Genomic DNA, 22,088 nt, shown 5'->3' with positions numbered 1-22,088 from the left:
CCCGTGTCAGAACTCCTCCCAGCCAGCGTCACTGGCGCGGCTGTTGACGACTTTCTTCGCCGGAGCGGATCTGGCTGGAGCCTGCGCCCGAGATTGCCCGAAGGCGGCCTCGGCGAGCTTGCGCAGGCGCGCCGGCTCGGAAGCCGTGCCGGCCGGGGCCGCCCTCACCGCGGCCGGAGCGTAGCTGGCCGGTGAGGCGGTAGCGCCCTCCGGACCCGTCCTGAAGGCGGCGACGAGGTCATTGAGCTGGACGATGCGGCCCGAGAGCGACCCGGCCGAGGCCGCGCTCTGTTCGGCGAGCGCCGCATTGGCTTGCGTCATCTCGTCGAGATGGGCGACGGCCTGGCTCATCTCGTCGATGCCGTTGGCCTGTTCGCCCGAGGCTGCCGAGATCTCGGCGATGGTGGCTGCGACCTTTTGCGAGGCCGCCAGGATCTGGGTCAGGGCGTCGCCGGCCTGGCGCACCAGCGTGACGCCAGTGCCGACCTCGGCATTGGACGAGGAGATCAGCCCGGAGATGTCCTTGGCGGCAGCACCCGAGCGCTGCGCCAGCGTGCGCACCTCGCTTGCCACCACGGCAAAGCCCTTGCCGGCATCGCCGGCGCGCGCGGCTTCCACCGCCGCGTTCAGCGCCAGGAGATTGGTCTGGAAGGCGATGTCGTCGATCACCCGGATGATGTCGGAGATCTTCTGCGAGGCGCTCTCGATCCGGGCCATGGCGTCGACCGCCTGGCCGGCGATCGTGCCGCCCGTCTGCGCCGCCTGCATCGCCTCGGTTGCGATCGCGGCCGCCTGCTTCGAGGCCTGGGCCGAGGCCTTCACCGAGGCTGCGAGCTCCTCGGTCGTGGCTGCGGTCTCCTCCAGCGAGCTCGCCTGCTCCTCGGTGCGCTTGGACAGATCATCGGCGCCCATGGTGATCTCGCGGGCGGCCAAGCCGACATCCGCAGAGGTTACCTGGATCGTGCGCACCGTCGAGGACAGGCGGTCGACCGTCTCGTTGATCGCACCTTTGAGCTCGGCGAACTTGCCGCGATAGGCGGTCTCGATCCGGGAGGTCAGGTCGCCGCCCGCAACCGCGTGCAGGGCGGCCGCGAACTCGGATGTGGCGCTGTCGACCACCGCATTGATCTCGTTGATCCCCGCCACCAGCTTCTGCATCTGCGCATCGGCATGCTCGATTTCGAGCCGCGCCGAGAAATCACCCGATGCCGCAGCCGCGACCACATCGCCGACATCGGAGACCACGGCCTCCATCGACTGCGCCCGCGCCAGGCGAGCGGCGGAAGCCGCACGCTCCTGCTCCTGAAGCACCGCAACCTGCTCGGTGCTCTCGCGCAACACTGAAACCGCGCGCGCCATCGCGCCGATCTCGTCCTGGCGCGCGACATGAGGCACGTCGAGCTTGGTGTCGCCAGCGGTCAGGCGCTGCATGACGCCGCCCAGATCGATCAGCGGCCGCGTGATCGAACGTTGTGCGAACAGCAAGGCCGCTGCCAGCGAGGCCAGCAGCGCCGACAGCAGCACGGTCGGCAAGATCCATTGCACCTGCTTGGTGAAGGCATCGGCCTCCTGTCCGAGCGCGTTGCCGGCGGCCTCGTTTTGTGCACCGAAGGCAGCGAGAACGTCGTTCAGCGCCTTGCGGTTGGCACGGTTGAGATCGTTGTTGCCCTGGGCGTTGGCCGCCGCCGTCGAGACGTCGCGGCCAAGGCGGACGGTCTCCAAGCGGAAGGTGATGAACTCGCCGATCGCCTTTTCGATCTGCGCCACACGCGCATCTGCCGGGGCAAGCAGCCTCAGACCGGCGGTCTGCTTGCGCAACTGCTCAACGCGGCTCTCGATGCCCTTGGCGTAAGGCTCAGCCTCCGCCGCAGTCTTCGACATGTAGATGCCGCGTGCCTCCATCACCACGCCGGTGACGATGCCATTGAGCCGCTCGGTCAACAACGCGATGTCGCCCTGCACGCTCGAGCGCTGGTTGAGGTCATTGGCTCGCGACAAGGCGTAGAGGCTGAGCCCGGCCGAGCCGACCGCTCCAGCGGCGACGATCGCCAGCATCGCGACGATCTTGATGCGGATGGATTTCAAGGACCCGGCCTCCCCGGCCTGCTGGTCCGGTGAATCAGGGCGCATGTCTGGCGCATCGGACCCGGCCGGTTTCTTGTTGAATGATTAGGCATCGGCATGGTCGCAGTCGCATTGCGTCCGAGGGATCCGACCCATGCGCGATTCGCCGCTTCATGCGCGGGAGCCGGAACATCGATCGCTGCGGGATGCCGTTGCGACATCTCTCGATTCGCGGCGAAAGCGCTAAACAAACGCTTAAAATTCGCGCCCTTCGGCTTGTTTTGGCTGAATGAACCGTCCAGGGGCCCCGCGCTTTCGCGCAATGATTGCAGGACACTTCTCGCCGCCCGTATAGGGACTGCGATTGTTGCTGATTCGTCACAGCTTGTGTCCGCCACAATTTCGCCACGCACTGTTCACCCCACGGCCATGTCGCCCACCTTGTAAGGAGGCGTCGGAGATGGCGTGAAACTTGAACGTCGCTCCTAGATCACGTCGTATTCGGACGGTTCCGTCCGAATACGAGAAAACGTGATCGATTCTAAAAGTTTAGAGCCTTGCTCACGCGAAAAACCGGTACCCCCTTTTTCGCGCAATGCTCTAGATTTTCGTTGCCGCCCGCCAGATTCACCCGTCGAGCCCCATCCATGTCCCCCGCGCCCTCCGCCTTCGCCAGCTTCCCCTTCAAGCGCCTCGCGGCGCTGCTGATGCCGCTCCTGCTCGCAGCCTGCGTGAGCACGCGGCAGGAGCCCTTCGAGGCGGCGCACGCGCCGGGCGTCAGCCCCGAATACCTTGCCATGTATGGCGAGCAGCCCGACGAGACCTATCCGCTGCCGGCAACCGACGTCTCGGAGGTCGATCCGAGGTTCCTGCGCCGCGAGGTCTCCTATCCGACCCGCGAGGCGCCCGGCACCATCGTCGTCGATACCGACAACCGCTTCCTCTATCTCGTCCGCGAGAACGGCCGCGCCATCCGCTACGGCATCGGCGTCGGCAAGCAGGGCATGTCCTGGCGCGGCCGCGCCACCGTCGGCCGCAAGGCCAGCTGGCCGCGCTGGACCCCGACGCCGGCGATGATCGCGCGCGATCCGGAAAAGAACCGCCCTTGGGCCGGCGGCATGCAGGCCGGCCTCGACAACCCGCTCGGCGCACGCGCGCTCTATCTCTACCAGGGCGACCGCGACACGATGTACCGCATCCACGGCACTTCCGAGCCCTGGTCGATCGGCCAATCGGTCTCCAGCGGCTGCATCCGGATGTTCAACCAGGACATCATCGACCTGCACAGCCGGGTGCCGACCGGGACGACCGTCGTCGTGCTGAACCGCGGCAATCTGCTGAAGCCGGCCGAGGGCGAGAACTTCGACGAGTTCACCTCCGACTTGATGTGAGGTCAGGGCCATGTCCGATCCGGCTGGATCGGACATGGCCGCAAGATGTCGCCTTGACGCGTTTTCTTCACGAGAACCGGTATCCGCCTCGCTCGAAAACCCTTCGGCCTTGATACCGTCACATGCACCCACCACCTCTTGATGCGGCGGCGCGACCGCGCCGCCCAGAACGAGAGGAGATGACGATGACGCCGCAAGAACGCGACGTGATCGCCGGGATTTTCGACCGCCTGAAACAGGCGGCCAACCAGCCCCGCGACCCCGAGGCTGAGCGCTTCATCTCAGACCGCCTGCGCGAGCAGCCCTATGCGCCCTACGCCATGGCGCAGGCCGTCTATGTGCAGGAACAAGCGCTGACCAACCTGCAGGCGCAGGTCGAGGATCTGCAGGCGCAGATGCGCGATCTGCAGAACCGGCAGGCAGAGGCTCCGCCGCAATCCGGCGGGTTCCTCTCCGGCATCTTCGGTAGCGGAACGAAGCCCCCGGATGCCTCGCAGCGCCCTGGCTCTGTTCCCGCTTTTCCGCAGAGCGGAGCCGGGCAGCCGTCATCACCCTGGAACAGTCCGCAGCCCAATGCGATGCAGGCTGCTCCGATGCAGCCTGGAATGCAGCCGCAGCAGCCCGGTCCCTGGGCCGGCCAGGGGGCGCAGCAGCCTCCCGCTGCGCGTGGCGGCGGCTTCATGGCGAGCGCGCTGACGACCGCGGCCGGCGTCGCCGGCGGCATGATGCTCGGCAATGTCCTGACCAACGCCTTCGGCGGTCACGGCGCGGGCGCGGGAGCGGCCAAGGCGTCCGATCTGAACTCGATCTCGGACAGCGCCAAGCTCAACCCGCCGACGCCCGACGCCACCAAGGGCAACGATGCCGCCAGCACGCAAAATGCCGGCGACAATGCCAACTACAACGACGGCTCGTCCAACCCGGCGAACTACCAGAACGCCAGCACCGACACGCCCGCCGATGACGGCTATGACGACGGCTCCAGCTTCGCCGGGGACGACGACGATAGCTGGACCTGATCGCTAGAGCAGGATGCGAAAAAGTGGGAACCGGTTTTTCGCATTGATCCTGCTCTAACTCTTAAGATGAGAGACGGATTCAGATTTCAGATGGCATCACTTCGTGATTCCGTCTGAAATCATCCGGCTCTACCGCCGCTGAAAAGCAGCGCCGACAAACACGAAGCCCGCCCGGTTCGCGCCGGGCGGGCTTCCGCTTTATCCAAGCAATTTTCGCGCGACCTCACCCGTCATTGCGAGCGCAGCGAAGCAATCCAGAGGTTTGCGCGAGCCCTTCTGGATTGCTTCGTCGCTCACGCTCCTCGCAATGACGGTTCAGGCTATATGGCAAACGCACCAAGCCTCTGGCGCGCCGTGCAGGCTCAGATCACCAGCACCTTCGCGCCGACGCGGACGCGCTCGTAGAGATCCGTGACATCGTCATTGGTCATGCGGATGCAGCCCGAGGAGACCGCTTGGCCGATCGTGTGCGGCTCATTGGTGCCGTGGATGCGGTAGAGCGTGGAGCCGAGATACATGGCGCGCGCGCCCAGCGGGTTCTCAGGCCCCCCCTGCATGAAGCGCGGCAGGTCGGGGCGCCGCTTCAGCATCTCGGCCGGCGGCGTCCAGCTCGGCCATTCCGCCTTGCGGCTGACCGTCTTCATGCCCGCCCAGGAGAAGCCGGGGCGGCCGACGCCGATGCCGTAGCGCAAGGCGCGCCCGCCCGGCTGGACCAGAAAGAGGAAGCGCTGCGGCGTGTCGATGATGATCGTGCCCGGCTTGTGCGGGCCATCGTAAGCGACCTCCTGCTTGCGGAAGCGCGGATCGATGACGCGCTCGATCGGGCGCTCCATCTCGACGGGCTCGCCGAGCGCGGCCATGCGGCGGCCGGGCGTGCGCGGCCGGGCCGCAGGCTCGAAGGGGTCGGCCGGATAGGCTGCCGGCTCGGTGCTGCGGCCATAGGTGGCGTAGGCGCCCGGGCGATTATAGACCGCCCCGCCCCGGCCCATCGGCGTCGGGTCGCGGCCGGTCATCAGCATCTCGATGAAACCGCCGCCGTAATTGGCCCGTCCCGAGGAGGCAGTCGCCATCGGATCACCCGGCAGCGGCTGGGCATAGTTCTGGGCGAGGGCCGGCCCGCTCAGCACAAGGGCGGTGAGCGGCAGGAGAAGGACTGGACGCATAACGCAACTCTCTCGACATCAACCTGCCGAAGAGCCTGCCGAGAGGCAGGAGAAGGAATGGTGAATCGTTGACTCTGCGGCGTGCGGCAGGCGGTTAATTCCGTTAAATCAACGAATTAACCTTAGCGATCCGGCAAGGGACAGGGTGAACGAAGCGTTGCTCACCAGGTCACGCGCAGACCGAGATTGCCCTGCACCGAGCGCCGATCCTTGCCGCCCAGCGCGCTGGTGTCGCCGGCCGCCGCGTAAAGGCTCACCGCCGACGACAATTTAGCGACGACGACGCCGATCTCGAGCGAGGTGCCATCGAACTTGATGTTCTCAGGCTTTTCATGAACGCAACGCCACGCTGCGCTGCGCGCGTCGCTCTCGCTTCAAGCGTCTACAGGGTCTCTCAGCTGCGCCCGATTCGCCGGCTCGCCCACCAGAGCCTCGCCGTCGTGCGGCAGCGCGCGACGTCGCAGGCAAGGATGAGCGCGCCATAGACCGCCACACCAATGGAGATCTGCAAGGCCAGCTCGATCGGGGCGGAGAATTGCCGCCGCAACGGCCAGATCACGGCCGCCATCACAGCCGCCGCCAGCACGACCAGGACGCAATCGCGCAGCGGCGGCAAAACCGGCAGCACGCGCAAGGACGCCGTCGCCATCACCGCGAGCACGACCAGGAAGGCCGCCGTCTGGCCGAAGGCATAGGCGGCCGGCCCCAGCGTCGACGCCAGGCCGAGCCCGAGCGCGAGATTGACGCCAAGCCCGAGCAGCGCGGCGAACGTCGCGATGCCGGTGCGCTTGCCGATCAGGAAGACCGGATAGAAGGCGGCCTGGAAGATCGTGATCGCCGCGAAGCCCGGGATCAGGATCGCCATGTAGTTGGCGAAACGGCCCTGGAAGCTCGGCGGCACGATCAACCGGTCGAAGGCCGGCAGCACCATCCACAGCCCGACCGCGACCGGCAAGGCGACCATCAGCACGAGCAGGACGTTCTTGGCGATGCGCTTTTGCGCGGCGATCCGGCCACGCGTCTCGTCGAGGCGGATGATCTCGCGCAGCAGCACGATCTCGAGCGTCGCCCCCAGCGTCCCGAACAGGCGCAAACCCATATCGGAGGCCAGCGAGAAATAGCCGGCCTCGGCATAGCCCTGCGCATCGGCCAGCAGCGAGCGGTTGAGCAGCGGGATCAAGGAATAGATCGCATTGCCGGCGACAAGCGGCAGCGCGTAGACGAAGAAGCCCCAGGCGACGTCCTTGCGCGCGGCCGAAAGCGAGAGCGGCGCGTCGGCGAGCGCGCGCCGCACCGCCAGGAGCGAAACCGCGGCGCTGAGCAGGCCGCCGAGCAGCACAACCGTCGGATCCCGCGTCAGCCAGGCCCCGCCGACCATCAGGATCAGCGCCATGATATTCTTGACGATGATCAGCCGGGCATAGGCAGCATCGAGGAAGCGCGCCCGGGCTATCGCCCCGTGATAGTCGAACAGCCCCGCCCCGATCCCGGCCAGCACAGCGGCCGCAAGCAGCATCGCGGGCAATTTGAAGTCGATGCCAACCGCAACGGCGACGACGAGCAGGCCGCAGAGCGAGACGCTGATGCCCGCGACCAGGAGGTCGAGTGTCGCGCGGATCTCGGGCTGGGTCTCGCGCGTCGTCAGCGAATAGAAACGCAGGGCCGATATCTTCAGCCAGTCGAGCAGCGCCGTATTGACCAGCACGATGATGGCCGCGCCTATGGCGTAACGGCCGAACTCGGCCGGGCCGAGGAAGAGGGCGATGAGCAGACCGAGGACGAAGTTCAGCCCGGCATTGATGACGAAGGGCAGCAGGACGGTCATGTCGTCTCGGTCTCGGCGCCAATGCGGCAAAGGTCCTTCGACTCAGGCGAAAACCGGAATCGTGCCGTCTTATTGGCCTAGCGGGCCGGATGCGGTTTTCCAAGCGGAAGCAGCGCAGCAAGGCGTCGAGACCATCTGATGCCGAGCGAACCGCTGTTCTACCTCGTCGGCTGGGCGACGACGCTCGTCATCGCCATCGGCAAGAGCGCCTTTGGCGGCGGGCTCGCCATTCTCGGCATTCCGCTGCTGGCGATCGTCACTGAACCGCTCGACGCTGCGATCATGGTCGCCATGCTGGTCTCGCTGATGGACATGATGGCGCTGCGCAGCTTCGGCGCCTCGACCTGGTCGAAGCCCGATCTCGTCTGGCTCTTGCCCGGCCTCGTCGTCGGGATCGGCATCGGCTATCTCGTCTTCGTCCGGATCGATCCGCGCATCGTCACGCTTCTGATCGGGCTGACGACGCTCGCCTTCACCGCACAATGGTTCCTGAAGGGGCGGCTCGCGGCTCCGGGCTCGCGCCCGGTCTCGGGCAAGCTCGCCTTGCTCGCCGGCACGGCCTCGGGCTTCACCACCTTCGTCGCGCATGCGGGCGGACCGCCGGTCGCGATGTATCTGCTCAGGCGCGGCCTGCCCAAGAGCACGCTGGTGGGCACGACCATCGCGCTCTTCACGCTCGGCAACTGGCTGAAGCTGCCGCCCTATTTCGCGCTCGGGCTGAAGCATACGGATGCCCTGTGGGGCGCGCTTGCGCTCGCGCCGGCCGTGCCGATCGGCATCTGGCTCGGGCATGTCGTGCATCGCAAGCTCGACCAGAAGACGCTGTTCATCTGGTGCTATGGCCTGCTCGCGGTCGCCGCGGCGAAGCTGTCGGTCGATGCGGCGCTCGCGCTGTTGCGCTGAGCCGGCCCGTCATTCGAGCCCGGCCTCGAGGCGCACCCGGATTTCCGCCATGACCCTGCGCAGTTCGGGTAGGTCGTTCTGCACCACGCTCCAGATGATTTCGTCCGAAACACTCTGGTATTCGTGGCGGAGAATGTTCCCTACGGCGCGGATCTTCGGCCAGGGAATGTCGGGATGAAATGCAAGAACCTCCGGCGGCAGGCGCCGCGCGGCTTCGGAGATGATTTCGATCCCGCGCTGGACGCCATGGCGAAGCAGCCAGTCGGAATGAAACGCCGCAAAGGTCTTGTCCTTCGTGGACTCGACGATTCCCGCGATCGCAGTCTCGATATCGAAAACGGCGACAAGCGGGTTGCGCCGCATCAGAAAACGCGGATCGCGGTTTGCTGAATGCTCTCGCTCAGCAGCGGGTGCAAGCTATCGCGCGTCATGACGTCGACCGGCAGGCGCAACTCGTCTTCGAGATAAAGCTTGATGCCAGCAAGATCGAGAAGGGAGAATTTGGTCGCCTGGTCATAATCGATGAAGAGATCGAGGTCGCTCTCCTCGGACGCCTCGTTCCGCAGCGTCGATCCAAACAGATAAAGCGCGGTTGCACCCATCGCCTTCACGGCGTCGGCATGGGCCGTCAGCTGCCTGATCGCATCGTCGCGCTTCATGATGCGATTTTAGCAATGTTTGACGTCACGCGAAACGGCCCTGGCCAGATCGTCCTGTTCAGGCGCTACGATCATGCGCTGCTCGAATGACCAGAAGCGCCCCATGCCGCTTCCCGTCCGGGTGGTGCACGGCTATTGCCAAGCACATGAACTCCCTGCTCCCGCCCATCCGCGACGCTCGCGATTCCGATTCCGAGCCGCTCGCCACCCTCATCGCCGCGAGCTTCGCGGAGTATCCGAATTGCTTTTTCGAATGGTCGGAGTTTCCCGAACTGCGCGCGCCCGCCAGTCATTTCGCCGGGAAGGGCGGCCGGCTCTGGATCGCCGAGGCGCCGGGCGGCGGCATCGCCGGCTCGCTTGGCGTCACGCCCGTGCCGGAGCAGAACGCGGCCGAGATCACCAAGGTCTATGCCGATCCGGCCTTTCGCGGCTCCGGCCTGGCGCAGGCGCTGTTCACTGAAGCGCTGCGCTTCGCCGAGGCCAGCGGCTATGATGAGATGATGCTGTGGTCCGATACGCGCTTCGCGCGCGGCCACCGCTTCTACGAGAAACTCGGTTTCGTGCGCTGGCCGGCCGCGCGCTATCTCGCCGACGTTTCCGAGACCTGGGAGTATCATTTCCGTAAGCGCCTGACCGGAGACACGGCATGACGCTCCCGACGGCGCTTCGTGCCGTTCTCGGCATCGCGCTGCTCACCGCCATGGATGCGGTGGTCAAGGGGCAGATGCGCGCGCACCCCTTCTTCTTGGCATTGTTCATGCGCTTCGCCATGGGCAGCCTGTTCGCGCTCATCTTCGTCGCGATCGCCCGCCCGTCGCGCCCGACGCGGGCAAGCCTGATCGGCAATACGATCCGCGTTCCGGTCGTCGTGCTCACCGCCAGCAGCTTCTTCTATTCGCTCTCGGTCCTGCCAATGGCGGAGGCGCTGACGCTCTCCTTCCTGGCCCCCGTCTTCGTCGCGCTGCTGGGCGCCCTCCTGCTCAAGGAAAAGCTCGGCGGACGCGTCTTCCAGGCACTCGGCTTCGGCCTCGCCGGCATGCTCATCATGGTCTGGCCGCGCCTGCAGGGCCATGTCAGCAACGCCGAGCTCGGCGTCGCCGCCGCCCTGTTCTCGGCCGTGGCCTATGCCTTCAATCTGGTCCTGCTCCGGCGCATCGCGCAGAAGGAGCATCCGGCGATCATCGTGCTGTTCCAGAATGGCGGGCCGGCCTTGTGCCTCGCCATCCCCGCCGCGCTCGCCTTCGTGCCGATGAGCTGGGCCGACATCGCGACCTACACGCTTGCCGGCGCGCTGGCGGTCGGCGGGCATTTCATGCTGGTCTCCGCCTATGCCCGCGCCGAGGCGTCACGTCTCGCGCCGCTCGAATACACCGCGCTGATCTGGGCTAGTCTGCTCGGCTACCTGATGTTCGCCGAGGTGCCGCTATTCACGACCTTTGCCGGCGCCCTGCTGATCGTCGCGGGCGCGATCGCGGTCAGCCGGAGGTAGGCGCGGAGCGCGCTTCGCCGCCGAAAGGGCTGCGGACGCTGGACGTCCATATCAGCGATCCGCACCTCAACAGGGTCGATGCGAAGCTGCCGGATTTCCGCTGATGTCGGCGGCCATGGCCGCAATGACGGGCAGGCCGCCTCATCCCTCCGGCCGCGATCATGCCGCCTCCCGGGCCTGCTCGCAAAGCCAGGCGCAAAACTGCCGGGGCGCCAGGCGGGGGTCGTCGTTGCGCATCAGCGCAAAATGCCAGGCCGGCCCGCTCAGCACGTATTGGAACGGCGCGATCAACACGCCCTCAGTCAAAAGCGGCCGGAACAACAAGGGCGACAACAGCGCCACACCGACGCCCGCCAGCGCCGCGCTGGCGTCCAGCTCGTGCGTCGGGTAATCGACCGCCGCAAAGCGCAGGCCCTGCGCGACCCCGCATTGCGCACCCTTGAACCATTGATCCCAGTCGGGATGCGGCAAAAGGTCGAAGTCAGCCAGCGCCTCCGGCGCATCGAGCGTCCGCGCCCCGAGCAGGGACGGTGCCAGCATCGGCGTCACTTCAACCGGCGCAAGCCGATATTCTTCAAGCCCCGCCCATCCGCCGCGGCCGGTTCTTATGGCGACGTCGAACGCGCCAAGGTCACGGATATCCGCGGAAACGTCGACCTCGATGACGGGCGCTCCCGGCACAGGATGGCGCGCCAGACGCGGCGCAAGCCAACGTGATGCGAATGTCGGCGGCGCCGTGAGCCTGAGCGGTGGCGTCGCCGCCTGAAATTCATCGAGCGCGCCGGCAATTCCATCCAGCGCCTTGCGGACGTGGCTCGCCAGCACAGAGGCGGCGACCGTCGGGACCACCCGCCGTCCAGCACGCGTGAAAAGCGGCTGGCCGAGTTCGGACTCCAGCGTACGCATGCGCAGGCTGACCGCCGCCGGCGTCAGATACAGGCGTTCGGCCGCCCGTGCGAAGCTCCGGGCGGAGACGCAGGCTTCCAAGACTCGCAGAGATTCCAGGGAGGGCCGCATGATCAGCTTCTTCACATGACCAGAATCTCTACTGGTCAGTTTCTCTTGTGATGACGACAAGCAAAGCTCGTTTTGGAGACAGGGCGCCCTGGTTCAGGGTCGGGGCAAGAATAGGAGCTTGGTCATGTCCCTGCAATCTCGACACCTGTTTACACTCCTGATCACCCTTCACCCGCCGCTGGATCTAGGCCGGACGCCGGCCGGCGGCCGGCGCATCTTTCCCGTCTCGGGCGGACACTTCCGTGGAGAGCGCCTGAACGGCGCGGTATCACCGATGATCGGCTCCGATCTCCTGCTTGCTCGCGCCGATGGCACATTTCAGCAAGATGTCAGGCTCCTGCTGGTCGCCGATGACGGAGATCTCATCCTCATGACCTATCGCGGTGTCAGACGCGCGCCTGACGCCGTCGACGAGCGTCTGGGGCGCGGCGAAACGGTCGACGCTTCCGAGTATTATCTGCGCACGACGCCGTATTTCGAGACCGCCGCGCCTGCGCACGCATGGCTCAACGGTATTGTCGCGGTCGCGATGGGCGGACGATGTCCGGGCGGCGTCGAATACGACGTCTTCGAAGTGCTCTAAGGCGCCGGCCTCGTGCCGGGACAGGATGAAAACCATAGCGCTCGCGTCTCGAACGCCCATTGATCATGATCCCAGCGGCAGCGATCGCGGTCAGCCGGCGCTGACGGCCTCGATCTCAGGCGGCGGCGCAATAGGCCTCGATGCGATAGCCATCCGGGTCGACCACAAAAGCCGCATAGTAGTTGGGACCATAGGATTCCCGCAGGCCGGGCCGGCCGTTATCCGCTCCGCCCTGCGCGATCGCGGCGGCATGGAACGCATCCACGCTCTGCCGCGTCGGCGCGACGAAGCAGAAATGCAGGTTCGAGCCGGGGTCGGGCGGCACCGGCGTCGCGACCGCGCCGAGCCAGAAGGCGACAGCGTCCCGGCCATAGCCCAATGAGCCCTCGTCCTCGCTGAGGCAGCGATAGCCGAGCGCGCCGAACGCGGCATCGTAGAAGCGCTTCGAGCGGGCGATCTCGCCAACGCCGATGGAAACATGATCGAGCATGGTCATCTCCTTTTCAGAGCGGGTCAGTGGGTCGTACGGCGTGCCTGGACATCGGCCTGCAGCCTCCAGCTCACACCGTCATCGGGCGAGGATTCGCCAAGCCAACGAAAGGAATCGCGCGCGATCTCGGTAAAGCGCCAGCGTATCGCGACGCCGTCCCCGGTCTTGCCGAGCTGGACAATGTCACGGCCTTCGGCGCGGCCGATCTGGCGCGCGTAATATTGCTTCAGCGGGTCGCTCCAAAGGATGTGCCAGGCATCGAGCGCAGGGTCGTAGACCCGCAGCGTCGTGCCGTGGAAGAAGCCGGGCAGGATCCAGACATCCTGGATCGCGCGCCCCTCCAGAACCCAGCCAAAGCCGATATTTCCCTTGGCCTCGTGCCGGGCGCCATCATCGGCATGAATGACGGCGTCCATCGTCCAGGCACCGATGAGCCAGCCATAGAGCGCCATCCCGCCGACCCTGTCAGGCGCAGGCGCATCCGCGTGAAGCATGTCGAGGAAGGGCGCTGACGCTGCTGCCATGTTCGGGCTCCCGCTGAGGACATGTTCCCTGGGATAGAGCCCCCGCCCCTCCCGGCGCTTGGGGAAAATTGCTAAACTGCGGCGATGACTGCGACCTCGCATCTTCTGGCCTCGGGCCCCGGCTGGCGCGTGCGGGACATCATCTGCACCGCCGGGCCGGACGACCGCGCCTTCGAGGAACAACACTCTCACTGCTGCATCGCGGCGGTAACCAGCGGCAGCTTCAGCTACCGCTCCGCCCAGGGCGCCGCGCTGCTCGCGCCGGGCGCACTCCTGCTCGGCAATCAAGGAGCCTGCTTCGAGTGCGGCCACGAGCATGCGGCTGGCGACCGCTGCCTCGCCTTCCAGTTCGATCCGGCCTATCTGGAAGACATCCTTGCCGGCGTCCCTAGCGTGCGGCGGCTTGCTTTCTCGCGCGCCCATCTGCCGCCATCTCCGGCACTTGCGGATCTGATGGCCGAGACGGCGACCAGCGGCGGCGGCGCTGCCGCCTATGAGGAGCTCGCCGTCCGGCTAGCCGGTGCGGTGGCGGCAACGCTCGCGGACGAGCCGCCCGCAACCGCCGCGCCGACGGCGCGTGACACCAGCCGCATCACCCGGGCCCTGCGGTGCATCGAGGCGCGCTCCGAGGAGACGCTGAGCTTGACCCAACTCGCCCGCGAGGCGGCGATGAGCCCGTATCATTTCCTGCGGACGTTCAAGGCGCTGATCGGCATGACGCCGCACCGGTTCCTGCTGAGGACGCGCCTGCATCGCTCCGCGCTCCTGCTGCGCGGCTCGGAGCACGGCGTCGCGCAGATCGCCTTCGATTGCGGATTCGGCGATCTCTCGACCTTCAACCGCCACTTCCGGCTGGCGATGGGCAAAAGCCCCAGCGCCTATCGCGCGAGCCAGGGCCGCCGCTCCGCCTAGAAGCTGTTAGGACCATGCGCCCTTGTTCAGGCCGCCCGCTCACAGCTTTCCGTCGACCAGCTCGCTCCTGGCAACGGCGACGACCTCGCGGGTCAACTCCGCCAGATGATCGGCGGACAGGCGATTGACCTGCCAGAACAGTGGAATGTCGATCGGCGTATCGGGGATCAGCTCGATCAGGCGGCCTGAGCGCAAATGCTGGTCGACGAGCTGGATCGGATTCATGCCCCAGCCTATGCCCATCACGGCGCCATCGACGAAGCTTTGCGTCGATGGCAGCCAATGGGTGGGATGAGCGAACTTCCGCCCGACGACCTGTTGGAGCCACTGGCCTTGCAGACGGTCCTTCTGGTTGAAGGTCAGGGCCGGCGCCAGGGCGAGCGCGTCTGGCGTGACGCCCTTTGGAAAATGCCGCACCATGAAATCGGGACTGGCCGTCGCGCGATAGCGCAGCGCGCCGAGAGCAACGCGCCGACAGCCCTGGACCGGCTTGCCCAGGCTCGTCACCGCGGCCACCACATGTCCGCGCTGCAGCCACTCGGCCGTATGGTCCTGATCGTCCACGGCGAGGTTCAGCAGATGCTCGGAGCGCCGGGTGAAATGCGAGACGGCCTTGAGGAACCAGGTCCCGAGGCTATCGGCATTGGTCGCGACATGCAGCGTGACCTTGTGGCGGGCAGCGCCGATCCCGGCGGCAGGCAAATGCCTGAGCAATTCGCCTTCGAGCATCCCGACCTGTTCCATATGCCGGCACAGCCATGCCCCCTTCTCGGTCGCGACGCAGGGCGCGCCGCGGACGATGAGCACCAGTCCGAGGCGCTCCTCGAGCTGCTTGACGCGCTGCGATATAGCCGATGGCGTGACATTGAGGCTGTGGGCGGCCTGCTCGAAGCTGCCGGCCTGGACCACCGCGGCAACGGCGCGCAATGCGGAGTAATCGAGCATGGCATTAGCACCGCTTAATCTGCCTTAGCAGCATTAACTACCCTAATCCCGTGGCGGCAGCTAGCTCCGATGCCACCCCGGCAGCCGGAGAGCCACAGCATGAACGTGACGGTCTATCTGACGGGCCTCGGCGTGAGCCTGAGCCTGATCCTCGCGATCGGCGCGCAGAACGCCTTCGTGCTCCGCCAGGGCTTGCGCAACGAGCATGTCCTCGCCGTCTGCCTCGCCTGTGCGCTGTCGGACGCCGTGCTGATCGCGCTCGGCGTCAGCAGCTTCCGGCAGATCTCCGAGCTGTCGCCTTGGATCGATCCGGTGATGCGTTACGCCGGGGCGGCCTTCCTGTTCTGGTATGGCGCAAAGAGCCTGCATGCGGCGCTGCGCTCCAATGAGGCGCTCGTCACCGGCGATGGCGAGGCGGCGGGCCTGCGGCAGACCCTGATAACCTGTCTCGCGCTGACCTGGCTCAATCCGCATGTCTATCTCGACACCGTCGTGCTGGTCGGCACGATCTCGACGCAGTTTCCCGGGTTCGAACCCGCCTTTGGCGCGGGCGCGGTCACCGCCTCCTTCCTGTTCTTCTTCGGGCTCGGCTATGGCGCGCGCTGGCTGCGCCCGTTCTTCGCCAAGCCGTCAGCATGGCGGGCCCTGGAGGCCGCCATCGCCGCCACGATGTGGATGATCGCGGCCAGGCTGGCGCTGAGCACCTGATCTCAGCCGCGCAGCACCATGCAGGTCTCGGAGCCATGCGCGAGCAGCTTGCCGCGCGCATCGGTCAACCGGCCCTCGCTGGTGATGACGCTGCCGCCGCGATGGATCAGCTTGCCCTCGCAGCGCACCGTGCCGCTATCGGGCATGACCGGGCGGACATAGTTGAGCTTCATCTCCAGCGTCGTGTAGCCCTCGCCCGCCTTCAGCGTGGTGTGCGCGGCGCAGGCCATGGCGGAATCGAGGATCGTCGCCGTCCAGCCGCCATGGATCGTGCCGAGCGGATTGAAGAAGCGCGCCGAGGGCTTGCCGACGAAGACGACGCGCCCCTCCTCGACCTCGACGAGATCGAGATCCATCGCCTCCGCGATGGGCGGGCCGGGATGGCGGCCCTCGACTATACCGCGCAGGAAACCGAGCCCGTCCTCGGCGAGCAGCACGTCCCGCGTCACCACCCCGAACTTGCGCGCCATCGCTGCCTCCGGCCTATTGTGTAGATACACGATAAGTGGCGAAAGGGCCGCCGGTCAAGCCGCGTCTCAATCCGCCAGGCGTGCGACGCGGCGCAGCGCTTTCAGGCCCTCGCGGGTTTCGCTCCAGCGCTCCTTGCCGAGCCCGCCCGCGATCCGCTCCTGCGCCGCTTGCCAATAGGGGATGGCGGCCTCGATCGCCGCCCTGCCCTTTTCGGTGACCGCATAGACCGAGGCGCGGCCCTTGCACTCCACGGGAACGATCAGCGCCTCGGCCGCCAGCAATTGCAGATTGCGGGTCAGCGAGGTGCGCTCCAGGGCGAAGCGCTCGGCCAATTCGGTGACGGAGCGCCAGGCGCCGGTGCTCAGAGCCGAGAGCAGCACGAACTGCGTGATCTTCAACCCGCTCGGGCGCATCGCCTCGTCATAGGCGCGCGTCACCGCCCGCGCGGTCATGCGCACATGCAGCGCCACGCAGGAACGGGCGATATCGTCGAGCCGGGGATCGGGCGCGTTTGTCGTCATCTCGCCATGCTAGCGTGTTCAACCAGCTTTGGCAGCAAGCCTCCGGCGTCACGCCCGCGTTCACTTTAAGGCGGGATGATTTCTTGACTCTCCGGGGGGACGCGCCTATCTCCGCGCCATCGGTTAGCACTCTACATCCGAGACTGCTAACAGGTGCCCATCGCGGGTTCTTGAGATTGCGCCCGCATCGAAATTAGATCCAAGAGGAAGACAGAACCATGAAGTTCCGTCCGCTGCATGACCGCGTTGTGGTCCGTCGCCTTGATGGCGAAGAGAAGACCAAGGGTGGCATCATCATCCCCGATACCGCCAAGGAAAAGCCCCAAGAGGGCGAAGTCATCGCCGTCGGCCCGGGCGGCCGCGACGAAGCCGGCAAGCTGACCCCGCTGGACGTCAAGAAGGGCGATCGCGTCCTGTTCGGCAAGTGGTCGGGCACCGAGGTCAAGATCGATGGCCAGGATCTCCTGATCATGAAGGAATCCGACGTCATGGGCGTCATCGGCTGAACGCCAAGCGACCGCCCATCCCCGTTTTCATGTAAGGAGTAGCTCTTATGGCTGCCAAAGACGTCAAGTTCTCCACCGACGCACGTGACCGCATGCTGCGCGGCGTCGAAATCCTCAACAACGCCGTCAAGGTCACGCTCGGTCCCAAGGGCCGTAACGTCGTGATCGACAAGTCGTTCGGCGCCCCGCGCATCACCAAGGACGGCGTCACCGTCGCCAAGGAGATCGAGCTCGCCGACAAGTTCGAGAACATGGGCGCCCAGATGGTGCGCGAAGTGGCCTCGAAGCAGAACGACGCCGCCGGCGACGGCACCACGACCGCCACCGTTCTCGCCGCCGCCATCATGCGCGAAGGCCTGAAGTCGGTTGCCGCCGGCATGAACCCGATGGATCTGAAGCGCGGCATCGATCTGGCTGTCGAAGCCATCGTCGCCGACCTCAAGAAGAACTCCAAGAAGGTCACGACCAACGCGGAAGTCGCGCAGGTCGGCACCATCTCGGCGAACGGCGACGAGTCGGTCGGCAAGATGATCGCGACCGCGATGCAGAAGGTCGGCAACGAGGGTGTCATCACCGTCGAGGAAGCCAAGACCGCCGAGACCGAGCTCGACGTCGTCGAGGGCATGCAGTTCGACCGTGGCTATCTCTCGCCCTACTTCATCACCAACGCCGAGAAGATGGTCGCCGAGCTGGAAGACCCCTACATCCTCATCTTCGAGAAGAAGCTGTCCTCGCTCCAGGCGATGCTGCCGATCCTCGAGGCCGTTGTTCAGACCGGCAAGCCGCTGCTGATCATCGCCGAGGACGTCGAGGGCGAGGCTCTGGCCACGCTCGTCGTCAACAAGCTCCGTGGCGGCCTGAAGGTCGCGGCCGTCAAGGCTCCGGGCTTCGGCGATCGCCGCAAGGCGATGCTTGAGGATCTCTCGATCCTGACCGCCGGTCAGATGATCTCGGAAGATCTCGGCATCAAGCTCGAGACCGTGACGCTCGCCATGCTCGGACGCGCCAAGAAGGTGCGCATCGAGAAGGAGAACACCACGATCATCGACGGCGCCGGCAAGAAGAAGGACATCGAGGGCCGCGTCGCGCAGATCAAGGCGCAGATCGAGGAGACCACCTCGGACTACGACCGTGAGAAGCTCCAGGAGCGTCTGGCCAAGCTCGCCGGCGGCGTCGCGGTGATCCGCGTCGGCGGCGCGACCGAAGTCGAAGTCAAGGAGAAGAAGGACCGCGTCGACGACGCCCTGAACGCGACCCGCGCGGCCGTGGAAGAAGGCGTTCTTCCTGGTGGTGGCGTGGCGCTCCTGCGCGCGCTCTCGACCGTCAAGGCGATCAAGACCCAGAACGACGACCAGAAGACCGGCGTCGAGATCGTCCGCAAGGCGATCATGTCGCCTGCCAAGCAGATCGTCGACAACGCCGGCGATGACGGCGCGGTCGTGGTCGGCAAGCTCCTCGAGTCGAAGGAATACGCCTACGGCTACAATGCCCAGACCGGCGTCTACGGCGATCTGGTCAAGATGGGCATCATCGACCCGACCAAGGTCGTGCGCACGGCGATCCAGGACGCGGCTTCGATCGCTGGCCTGCTGATCACCACCGAGGCGATGATCGCCGAGCTGCCGAAGAAGGACTCCCCGATGCCCCAGATGGGCGGCGGCGGCATGGGCGGCATGGATTTCTGAGGAAATCCAAACGCCCATCTTCCAAGGGTTCTGGAACCGGGCATGCCCGGTTCCAGTGGCGGCATGGACTTCTGATCCACGCTTTCCAACTCTGGAAAACGATACGAGGGCCCGGCGCAAGCCGGGCCTTTTTCATGTCCGGCCGATGACAATTTGCTGATCTTCCGGTGCCGCCATTGAATGGCCGCATCCTCTGCGACATGGTCAGAATCGCGATGGCATCTCGTCATCCCCCGCCATTCCCGCAGGATCCTCGCCCATGCGCCCTTTGAGCATCGCCGTCGCCGTGCTTGCCGTGATTGCCCTCATCCTCGGCCAGCAGAGCGGCAGCGCCGGAGCCATCGGGATGGGCGTCATCGGCCTGCTGCTTGCCGCGGCGACATGGCGGGCCGTCGCGATCGCGACCTTCCTCAGGATCTTCTCGATCATCTTCGGCGTCGAGTATGTGCTCACCGGCGCGGCCTTCCTGGTCGCCCAATCCGGCGCCTGGCCTCAGGCCTGGCAGGCGCTCGTGCCGCCGGCCAGCCTGACGATCACGATCGCGGTCTTCGGCCTGATCGTCTACGCCATCTCCTTCGTCCCCGGCATCGCGCGCATCGCGCGACTGGCCTCGCCCTATTTCGAGGCCCCGGAGCTGACCACGGGACATCTGTGGCCCCTGAAGCCGTTTCGGATCGGCGCCGGCCGCCTCGGCACGCTCCTGCTGGTTTTCCTGGTCGTCCTCAATCAGTTGCAGGTCGCGATCTCGCTCAGGCTGTCCTTCTTCAACCGCGATTTCTACAACGCGATCCAGGAGAAGGATGCGGGGAGCTTCTGGTATCAGCTGATCTATGTGTTCAGCGTCTGGGCGGCGATCTCAGTCGTCTCCAACCTGATCGAAATCGTCGCCAACTACACGCTGCTGATCCGCTGGCGGCGCTGGATGGCGGAGAAGTTCAGCGCCGCCTGGCTCGGCAATTCCAATCACTACAGGGTCTCGCTCGCCGGAAATGCCGACAACCCCGACCAGCGCATCGCCGAGGACACCCGCGCCTTCGTCAACCAGACCTATAATTTCGCGCTGCCCCTGCTCACCCAGGTCTCCACGCTCGTCTCCTTCTCGATCATCCTGTGGTCGATCCCGGTCGCGAGCGTCCTGCCCGGCACGGACATCACCATCCCCGGCTTCATCTTCTGGATGGCGCTGATCTATTCCGTCGCGGCGACCTGGATCGCCCATATGATCGGAAAGCCGCTGATCGGGCTTGAATTCGAACAGGAGAAGCGCGAGGCGAATTTCCGCTTCTCGCTGGCGCGGCTGCGCGAATATTCCGAGCAGATCGCCCTCATGCGCGGCGAGAATGCCGAGCAGAAGCATCTGAGCGAGCGCTTCGGCGACATCGTCAGCAATTTCTACAGGCTCGTCTGGGCGCGCGTTCGATTGACCACCTTCACGCTCTCCTTCGGCCAGGCCAATGTCGTCGTGCCCTATATCCTGCTCGCGCCGCATTATTTCTCGGGCAAGATCACGCTTGGCATCATGACGCAGGTCGCCTCGGCCTTCGACCGGGTCCAGACCGCGATGTCCTTCTTCATCGACCGCTATCAGTCGATCGCGTCCTATGTCGCCTCGATCAACCGCCTCACCACCTTCGAGGCTGCGATCGCTCAGGCGCAGGCCGCCAATGCCGGCGACAAGGGCATCCATGAGGTGCCCGCCAAGGGCGATGCAATGCATGTCGATGAAGCCACGTTGAGCCTGCCCAACGGCCAGCCGATCGTGCGCGTCAACGATCTCGACCTGGGCACGACCCGGCGGACGCTGGTCATCGGTCCCTCGGGCTCGGGCAAGTCGACGTTGTTTCGCGCCATTGCCGGCATCTGGCCCTTCGGCCAGGGCAAGGTCGGCATCCCGGCCGGTGCCGAGATCATGTTGCTCCCGCAGCGCCCCTATCTGCCGCAAGGCAGCCTGCGTGCGGCGCTTGCCTATCCCGCGCCGCTGGATACCTATAACGAGGCCGAGATCAAGGCGGCGATGCAGCTGACCAAGCTCGGCCACCTTTACGAGCGGCTCGACGAGGTCGATCTCTGGGGCCAGCGGCTCTCCGGCGGCGAGCAACAGCGCCTGGCCGTGGCGCGCGCCCTCCTGGCCAAGCCCGACTGGCTGTTCCTGGACGAAGCGACGGCCTCGCTCGACGAGAAGCTCGAAGGCGAGATCTATGCCGCGATGGAGCAGGCGCTGCCGCAGACCAGGATCGTCTCGATCGGCCATCGCTCGACGCTGCGGGCGATGCATGATTCGATCGTGATCATGCAGCCGAACGAGGACGGCACCTTCAGCCCCAAGGCGGAAAGCCGCGAGATGGTCGGCTAGGGCAGGTTGTTTGTGCTCGGAAACACGCCGTCATGCCGGGGCATGGCGCAGCCATGGGCCCGCCCCCATAACCACGAGGCCTCTCCAGTTCGTCATGCTCGCCCTTGTGGCGAGCATCCACGTCTTGAACACAGGCCTTGACCAGCGAAGACGTGGATGGCCGGGACAAGCCCGACCATGACGGATAGTGGCGTGTCCATGGGTTCCGGGCTCAGGCTTGCGGCCTGCCCCGGAACAACAGTGCAGATTATCGAAGCGTACGCTCAGAGACCGCGATCGAAGCGCAGTTCGCCGGCCGCGCCCTTGACGATCAGCTTGCCGTCGACGAGGTCCCAGCTGCGGGCGGCGCGCAGCGCGGTGAGATAGGCGCGCTCGAAATCGAGCAGGCCCTTTTCGCAAGCCCGCTTGGTCAGGGCGAGCGGCCCGACTGCGAGGCCCTGCTGGCGCAGCGGATAAGCGGCAGCCGAGAAGGTGTTGCAGCCGCCAAAGCCCGTGCCGCGCAGATTGGCGTCGATCAGGAAGGTGGCGCGGCGGTCGGAGATCGGCTTGCCGTTCAGCGAACTCGCGGCCCAGGAGGCGCCGACCGGGAAGGACTTCTCCTGCTGGGCTGACGGAATCTGCTGCTGTTGCTCCTGGGGTGCGGCCCGGCCGCTACCGCGACGCTGGGCCTCGGCAGGCCCCGCGATGAGCGAAGCCATCGGTACGAGTGCGGCGAGAAGGGCGGCATAGCCAAGGCGTCGGTTCGTCATTCTATCACCCGCAGTCATCTACATCCGCAGTCACGCCCGTGACGATAGCGCACGGGTTCTCCCTGTTGAAAGCGCGTAACGGCGTATTGTTCCGGGATCAATCAGGAAGGT

General features: G+C 65.9%; 23 protein-coding genes. 11 read left to right on the top strand and 12 right to left on the bottom strand.

Features of this window, described 5'->3' with window-relative positions; translation table 11 throughout:
• Window positions 1–6: 6 nt before the first annotated feature.
• Window positions 7–2,085, bottom strand: a complete 2,079-nt coding sequence (locus BHK69_RS12155) for a methyl-accepting chemotaxis protein (protein WP_148663388.1) — start codon at window positions 2,083–2,085, stop codon at window positions 7–9.
• Window positions 2,086–2,711: 626 nt separating this feature from the next.
• Between BHK69_RS12155 and BHK69_RS12150 the strand changes: the two genes are divergently transcribed.
• Window positions 2,712–3,455, top strand: coding sequence for a L,D-transpeptidase (locus BHK69_RS12150; protein WP_069690329.1), 744 nt, complete (start codon window positions 2,712–2,714; stop codon window positions 3,453–3,455).
• 185 nt (window positions 3,456–3,640) lie between these two features.
• On the top strand, window positions 3,641–4,474 hold the full coding sequence (locus tag BHK69_RS12145) for a DUF2076 domain-containing protein (RefSeq protein ID WP_083269842.1): 834 nt from the start codon (window positions 3,641–3,643) through the stop codon (window positions 4,472–4,474).
• A gap of 362 nt (window positions 4,475–4,836) precedes the next feature.
• Here the strand turns inward: BHK69_RS12145 and BHK69_RS12140 are convergent, their stop codons facing one another.
• Together BHK69_RS12140 and BHK69_RS12135 are read right to left on the bottom strand one after the other, a co-directional pair.
• Complete coding sequence (locus tag BHK69_RS12140) at window positions 4,837–5,637, bottom strand: L,D-transpeptidase (RefSeq protein ID WP_083269275.1); 801 nt, start codon at window positions 5,635–5,637, stop codon at window positions 4,837–4,839.
• Between the two features lie 394 nt (window positions 5,638–6,031).
• Window positions 6,032–7,462 (bottom strand): lipopolysaccharide biosynthesis protein, encoded by a 1,431-nt coding sequence (locus BHK69_RS12135; RefSeq protein ID WP_069690327.1) that lies wholly within the window; start codon window positions 7,460–7,462, stop codon window positions 6,032–6,034.
• Window positions 7,463–7,600: 138 nt separating this feature from the next.
• Between BHK69_RS12135 and BHK69_RS12130 the strand changes: the two genes are divergently transcribed.
• Complete coding sequence (locus tag BHK69_RS12130; protein WP_069690326.1) at window positions 7,601–8,365, top strand: sulfite exporter TauE/SafE family protein; 765 nt, start codon at window positions 7,601–7,603, stop codon at window positions 8,363–8,365.
• A 9-nt stretch (window positions 8,366–8,374) separates the two neighbouring features.
• On the opposite strand, the gene BHK69_RS12125 is transcribed toward BHK69_RS12130, so the two are convergent.
• Window positions 8,375–8,728, bottom strand: coding sequence for a HepT-like ribonuclease domain-containing protein (locus tag BHK69_RS12125; RefSeq protein WP_199579117.1), 354 nt, complete (start codon window positions 8,726–8,728; stop codon window positions 8,375–8,377).
• The gene (locus tag BHK69_RS12120) at window positions 8,728–9,024 is read right to left on the bottom strand and encodes a nucleotidyltransferase family protein (protein ID WP_069690324.1); all 297 of its coding nucleotides are present in this window, start codon (window positions 9,022–9,024) and stop codon (window positions 8,728–8,730) included. The genes BHK69_RS12125 and BHK69_RS12120 overlap by 1 nt, the downstream gene beginning before the upstream one ends.
• Before the next feature lie 146 nt (window positions 9,025–9,170).
• Here BHK69_RS12120 and BHK69_RS12115 point away from each other — a divergent pair, with 146 nt between their 5' ends.
• Both BHK69_RS12115 and BHK69_RS12110 read left to right on the top strand, forming a co-directional pair.
• On the top strand, window positions 9,171–9,674 hold the full coding sequence (locus BHK69_RS12115) for a GNAT family N-acetyltransferase (RefSeq protein ID WP_069690323.1): 504 nt from the start codon (window positions 9,171–9,173) through the stop codon (window positions 9,672–9,674).
• A complete protein-coding gene (locus BHK69_RS12110; RefSeq protein WP_069690322.1) occupies window positions 9,671–10,513 on the top strand; it encodes a DMT family transporter in 843 nt (280 codons plus the stop codon). The genes BHK69_RS12115 and BHK69_RS12110 overlap by 4 nt, the downstream gene beginning before the upstream one ends.
• 159 nt (window positions 10,514–10,672) lie before the next feature.
• Here BHK69_RS12110 and BHK69_RS12105 read toward each other — a convergent pair whose 3' ends face one another.
• The gene (locus BHK69_RS12105; protein WP_069693590.1) at window positions 10,673–11,530 is read right to left on the bottom strand and encodes a LysR family transcriptional regulator; all 858 of its coding nucleotides are present in this window, start codon (window positions 11,528–11,530) and stop codon (window positions 10,673–10,675) included.
• Between the two features lie 124 nt (window positions 11,531–11,654).
• Here BHK69_RS12105 and BHK69_RS12100 point away from each other — a divergent pair, with 124 nt between their 5' ends.
• A complete protein-coding gene (locus BHK69_RS12100; protein WP_069690321.1) occupies window positions 11,655–12,113 on the top strand; it encodes a DUF3237 domain-containing protein in 459 nt (152 codons plus the stop codon).
• Window positions 12,114–12,228: 115 nt separating this feature from the next.
• Here the strand turns inward: BHK69_RS12100 and BHK69_RS12095 are convergent, their stop codons facing one another.
• Window positions 12,229–12,603, bottom strand: coding sequence for a VOC family protein (locus tag BHK69_RS12095; protein ID WP_069693589.1), 375 nt, complete (start codon window positions 12,601–12,603; stop codon window positions 12,229–12,231).
• 23 nt (window positions 12,604–12,626) lie between these two features.
• Complete coding sequence (locus tag BHK69_RS12090) at window positions 12,627–13,127, bottom strand: hypothetical protein (RefSeq protein ID WP_069690320.1); 501 nt, start codon at window positions 13,125–13,127, stop codon at window positions 12,627–12,629.
• Window positions 13,128–13,211: 84 nt separating this feature from the next.
• Between BHK69_RS12090 and BHK69_RS12085 the strand changes: the two genes are divergently transcribed.
• Window positions 13,212–14,039, top strand: a complete 828-nt coding sequence (locus tag BHK69_RS12085) for a helix-turn-helix domain-containing protein (RefSeq protein ID WP_069690319.1) — start codon at window positions 13,212–13,214, stop codon at window positions 14,037–14,039.
• A 39-nt stretch (window positions 14,040–14,078) separates the two neighbouring features.
• Here BHK69_RS12085 and BHK69_RS12080 read toward each other — a convergent pair whose 3' ends face one another.
• Entirely contained in the window at window positions 14,079–14,984 is a 906-nt protein-coding gene (locus tag BHK69_RS12080) for a LysR family transcriptional regulator ArgP (protein ID WP_069690318.1), read from the bottom strand.
• 99 nt (window positions 14,985–15,083) lie between these two features.
• On the opposite strand from BHK69_RS12080, the gene BHK69_RS12075 reads away from it, so the two are divergent.
• Window positions 15,084–15,692 (top strand): LysE/ArgO family amino acid transporter, encoded by a 609-nt coding sequence (locus BHK69_RS12075; protein WP_069690317.1) that lies wholly within the window; start codon window positions 15,084–15,086, stop codon window positions 15,690–15,692.
• Window positions 15,693–15,694: 2 nt separating this feature from the next.
• On the opposite strand, the gene BHK69_RS12070 is transcribed toward BHK69_RS12075, so the two are convergent.
• Complete coding sequence (locus tag BHK69_RS12070; RefSeq protein WP_069690316.1) at window positions 15,695–16,162, bottom strand: PaaI family thioesterase; 468 nt, start codon at window positions 16,160–16,162, stop codon at window positions 15,695–15,697.
• A gap of 66 nt (window positions 16,163–16,228) precedes the next feature.
• Window positions 16,229–16,684 (bottom strand): MarR family winged helix-turn-helix transcriptional regulator, encoded by a 456-nt coding sequence (locus tag BHK69_RS12065; RefSeq protein WP_069690315.1) that lies wholly within the window; start codon window positions 16,682–16,684, stop codon window positions 16,229–16,231.
• 218 nt (window positions 16,685–16,902) lie between these two features.
• Here BHK69_RS12065 and groES point away from each other — a divergent pair, with 218 nt between their 5' ends.
• From groES to BHK69_RS12050, 3 genes are all read left to right on the top strand, one after another.
• Entirely contained in the window at window positions 16,903–17,190 is a 288-nt protein-coding gene (groES, locus tag BHK69_RS12060; protein WP_069690314.1) for a co-chaperone GroES, read from the top strand.
• 47 nt (window positions 17,191–17,237) lie between these two features.
• Window positions 17,238–18,875 carry a chaperonin GroEL gene (groL, locus tag BHK69_RS12055; RefSeq protein WP_069690313.1) on the top strand — a complete coding sequence of 546 codons (1,638 nt, stop codon included), beginning with the start codon at window positions 17,238–17,240 and terminating at the stop codon, window positions 18,873–18,875.
• Window positions 18,876–19,134: 259 nt separating this feature from the next.
• Window positions 19,135–21,228, top strand: a complete 2,094-nt coding sequence (locus BHK69_RS12050; protein WP_069690312.1) for an ABC transporter ATP-binding protein/permease — start codon at window positions 19,135–19,137, stop codon at window positions 21,226–21,228.
• 263 nt (window positions 21,229–21,491) lie between these two features.
• On the opposite strand, the gene BHK69_RS12045 is transcribed toward BHK69_RS12050, so the two are convergent.
• Complete coding sequence (locus BHK69_RS12045) at window positions 21,492–21,977, bottom strand: META domain-containing protein (RefSeq protein ID WP_069690311.1); 486 nt, start codon at window positions 21,975–21,977, stop codon at window positions 21,492–21,494.
• Window positions 21,978–22,088 lie beyond the last annotated feature (111 nt).

It is taken from the genome of Bosea vaviloviae, assembly GCF_001741865.1.
GTDB classification, from domain to species: domain Bacteria; phylum Pseudomonadota; class Alphaproteobacteria; order Rhizobiales; family Beijerinckiaceae; genus Allobosea; species Allobosea vaviloviae.
The sequence above is the reverse complement of the archived record's forward strand: the minus strand, read 5'-3'. Positions and strand labels throughout refer to the sequence as shown.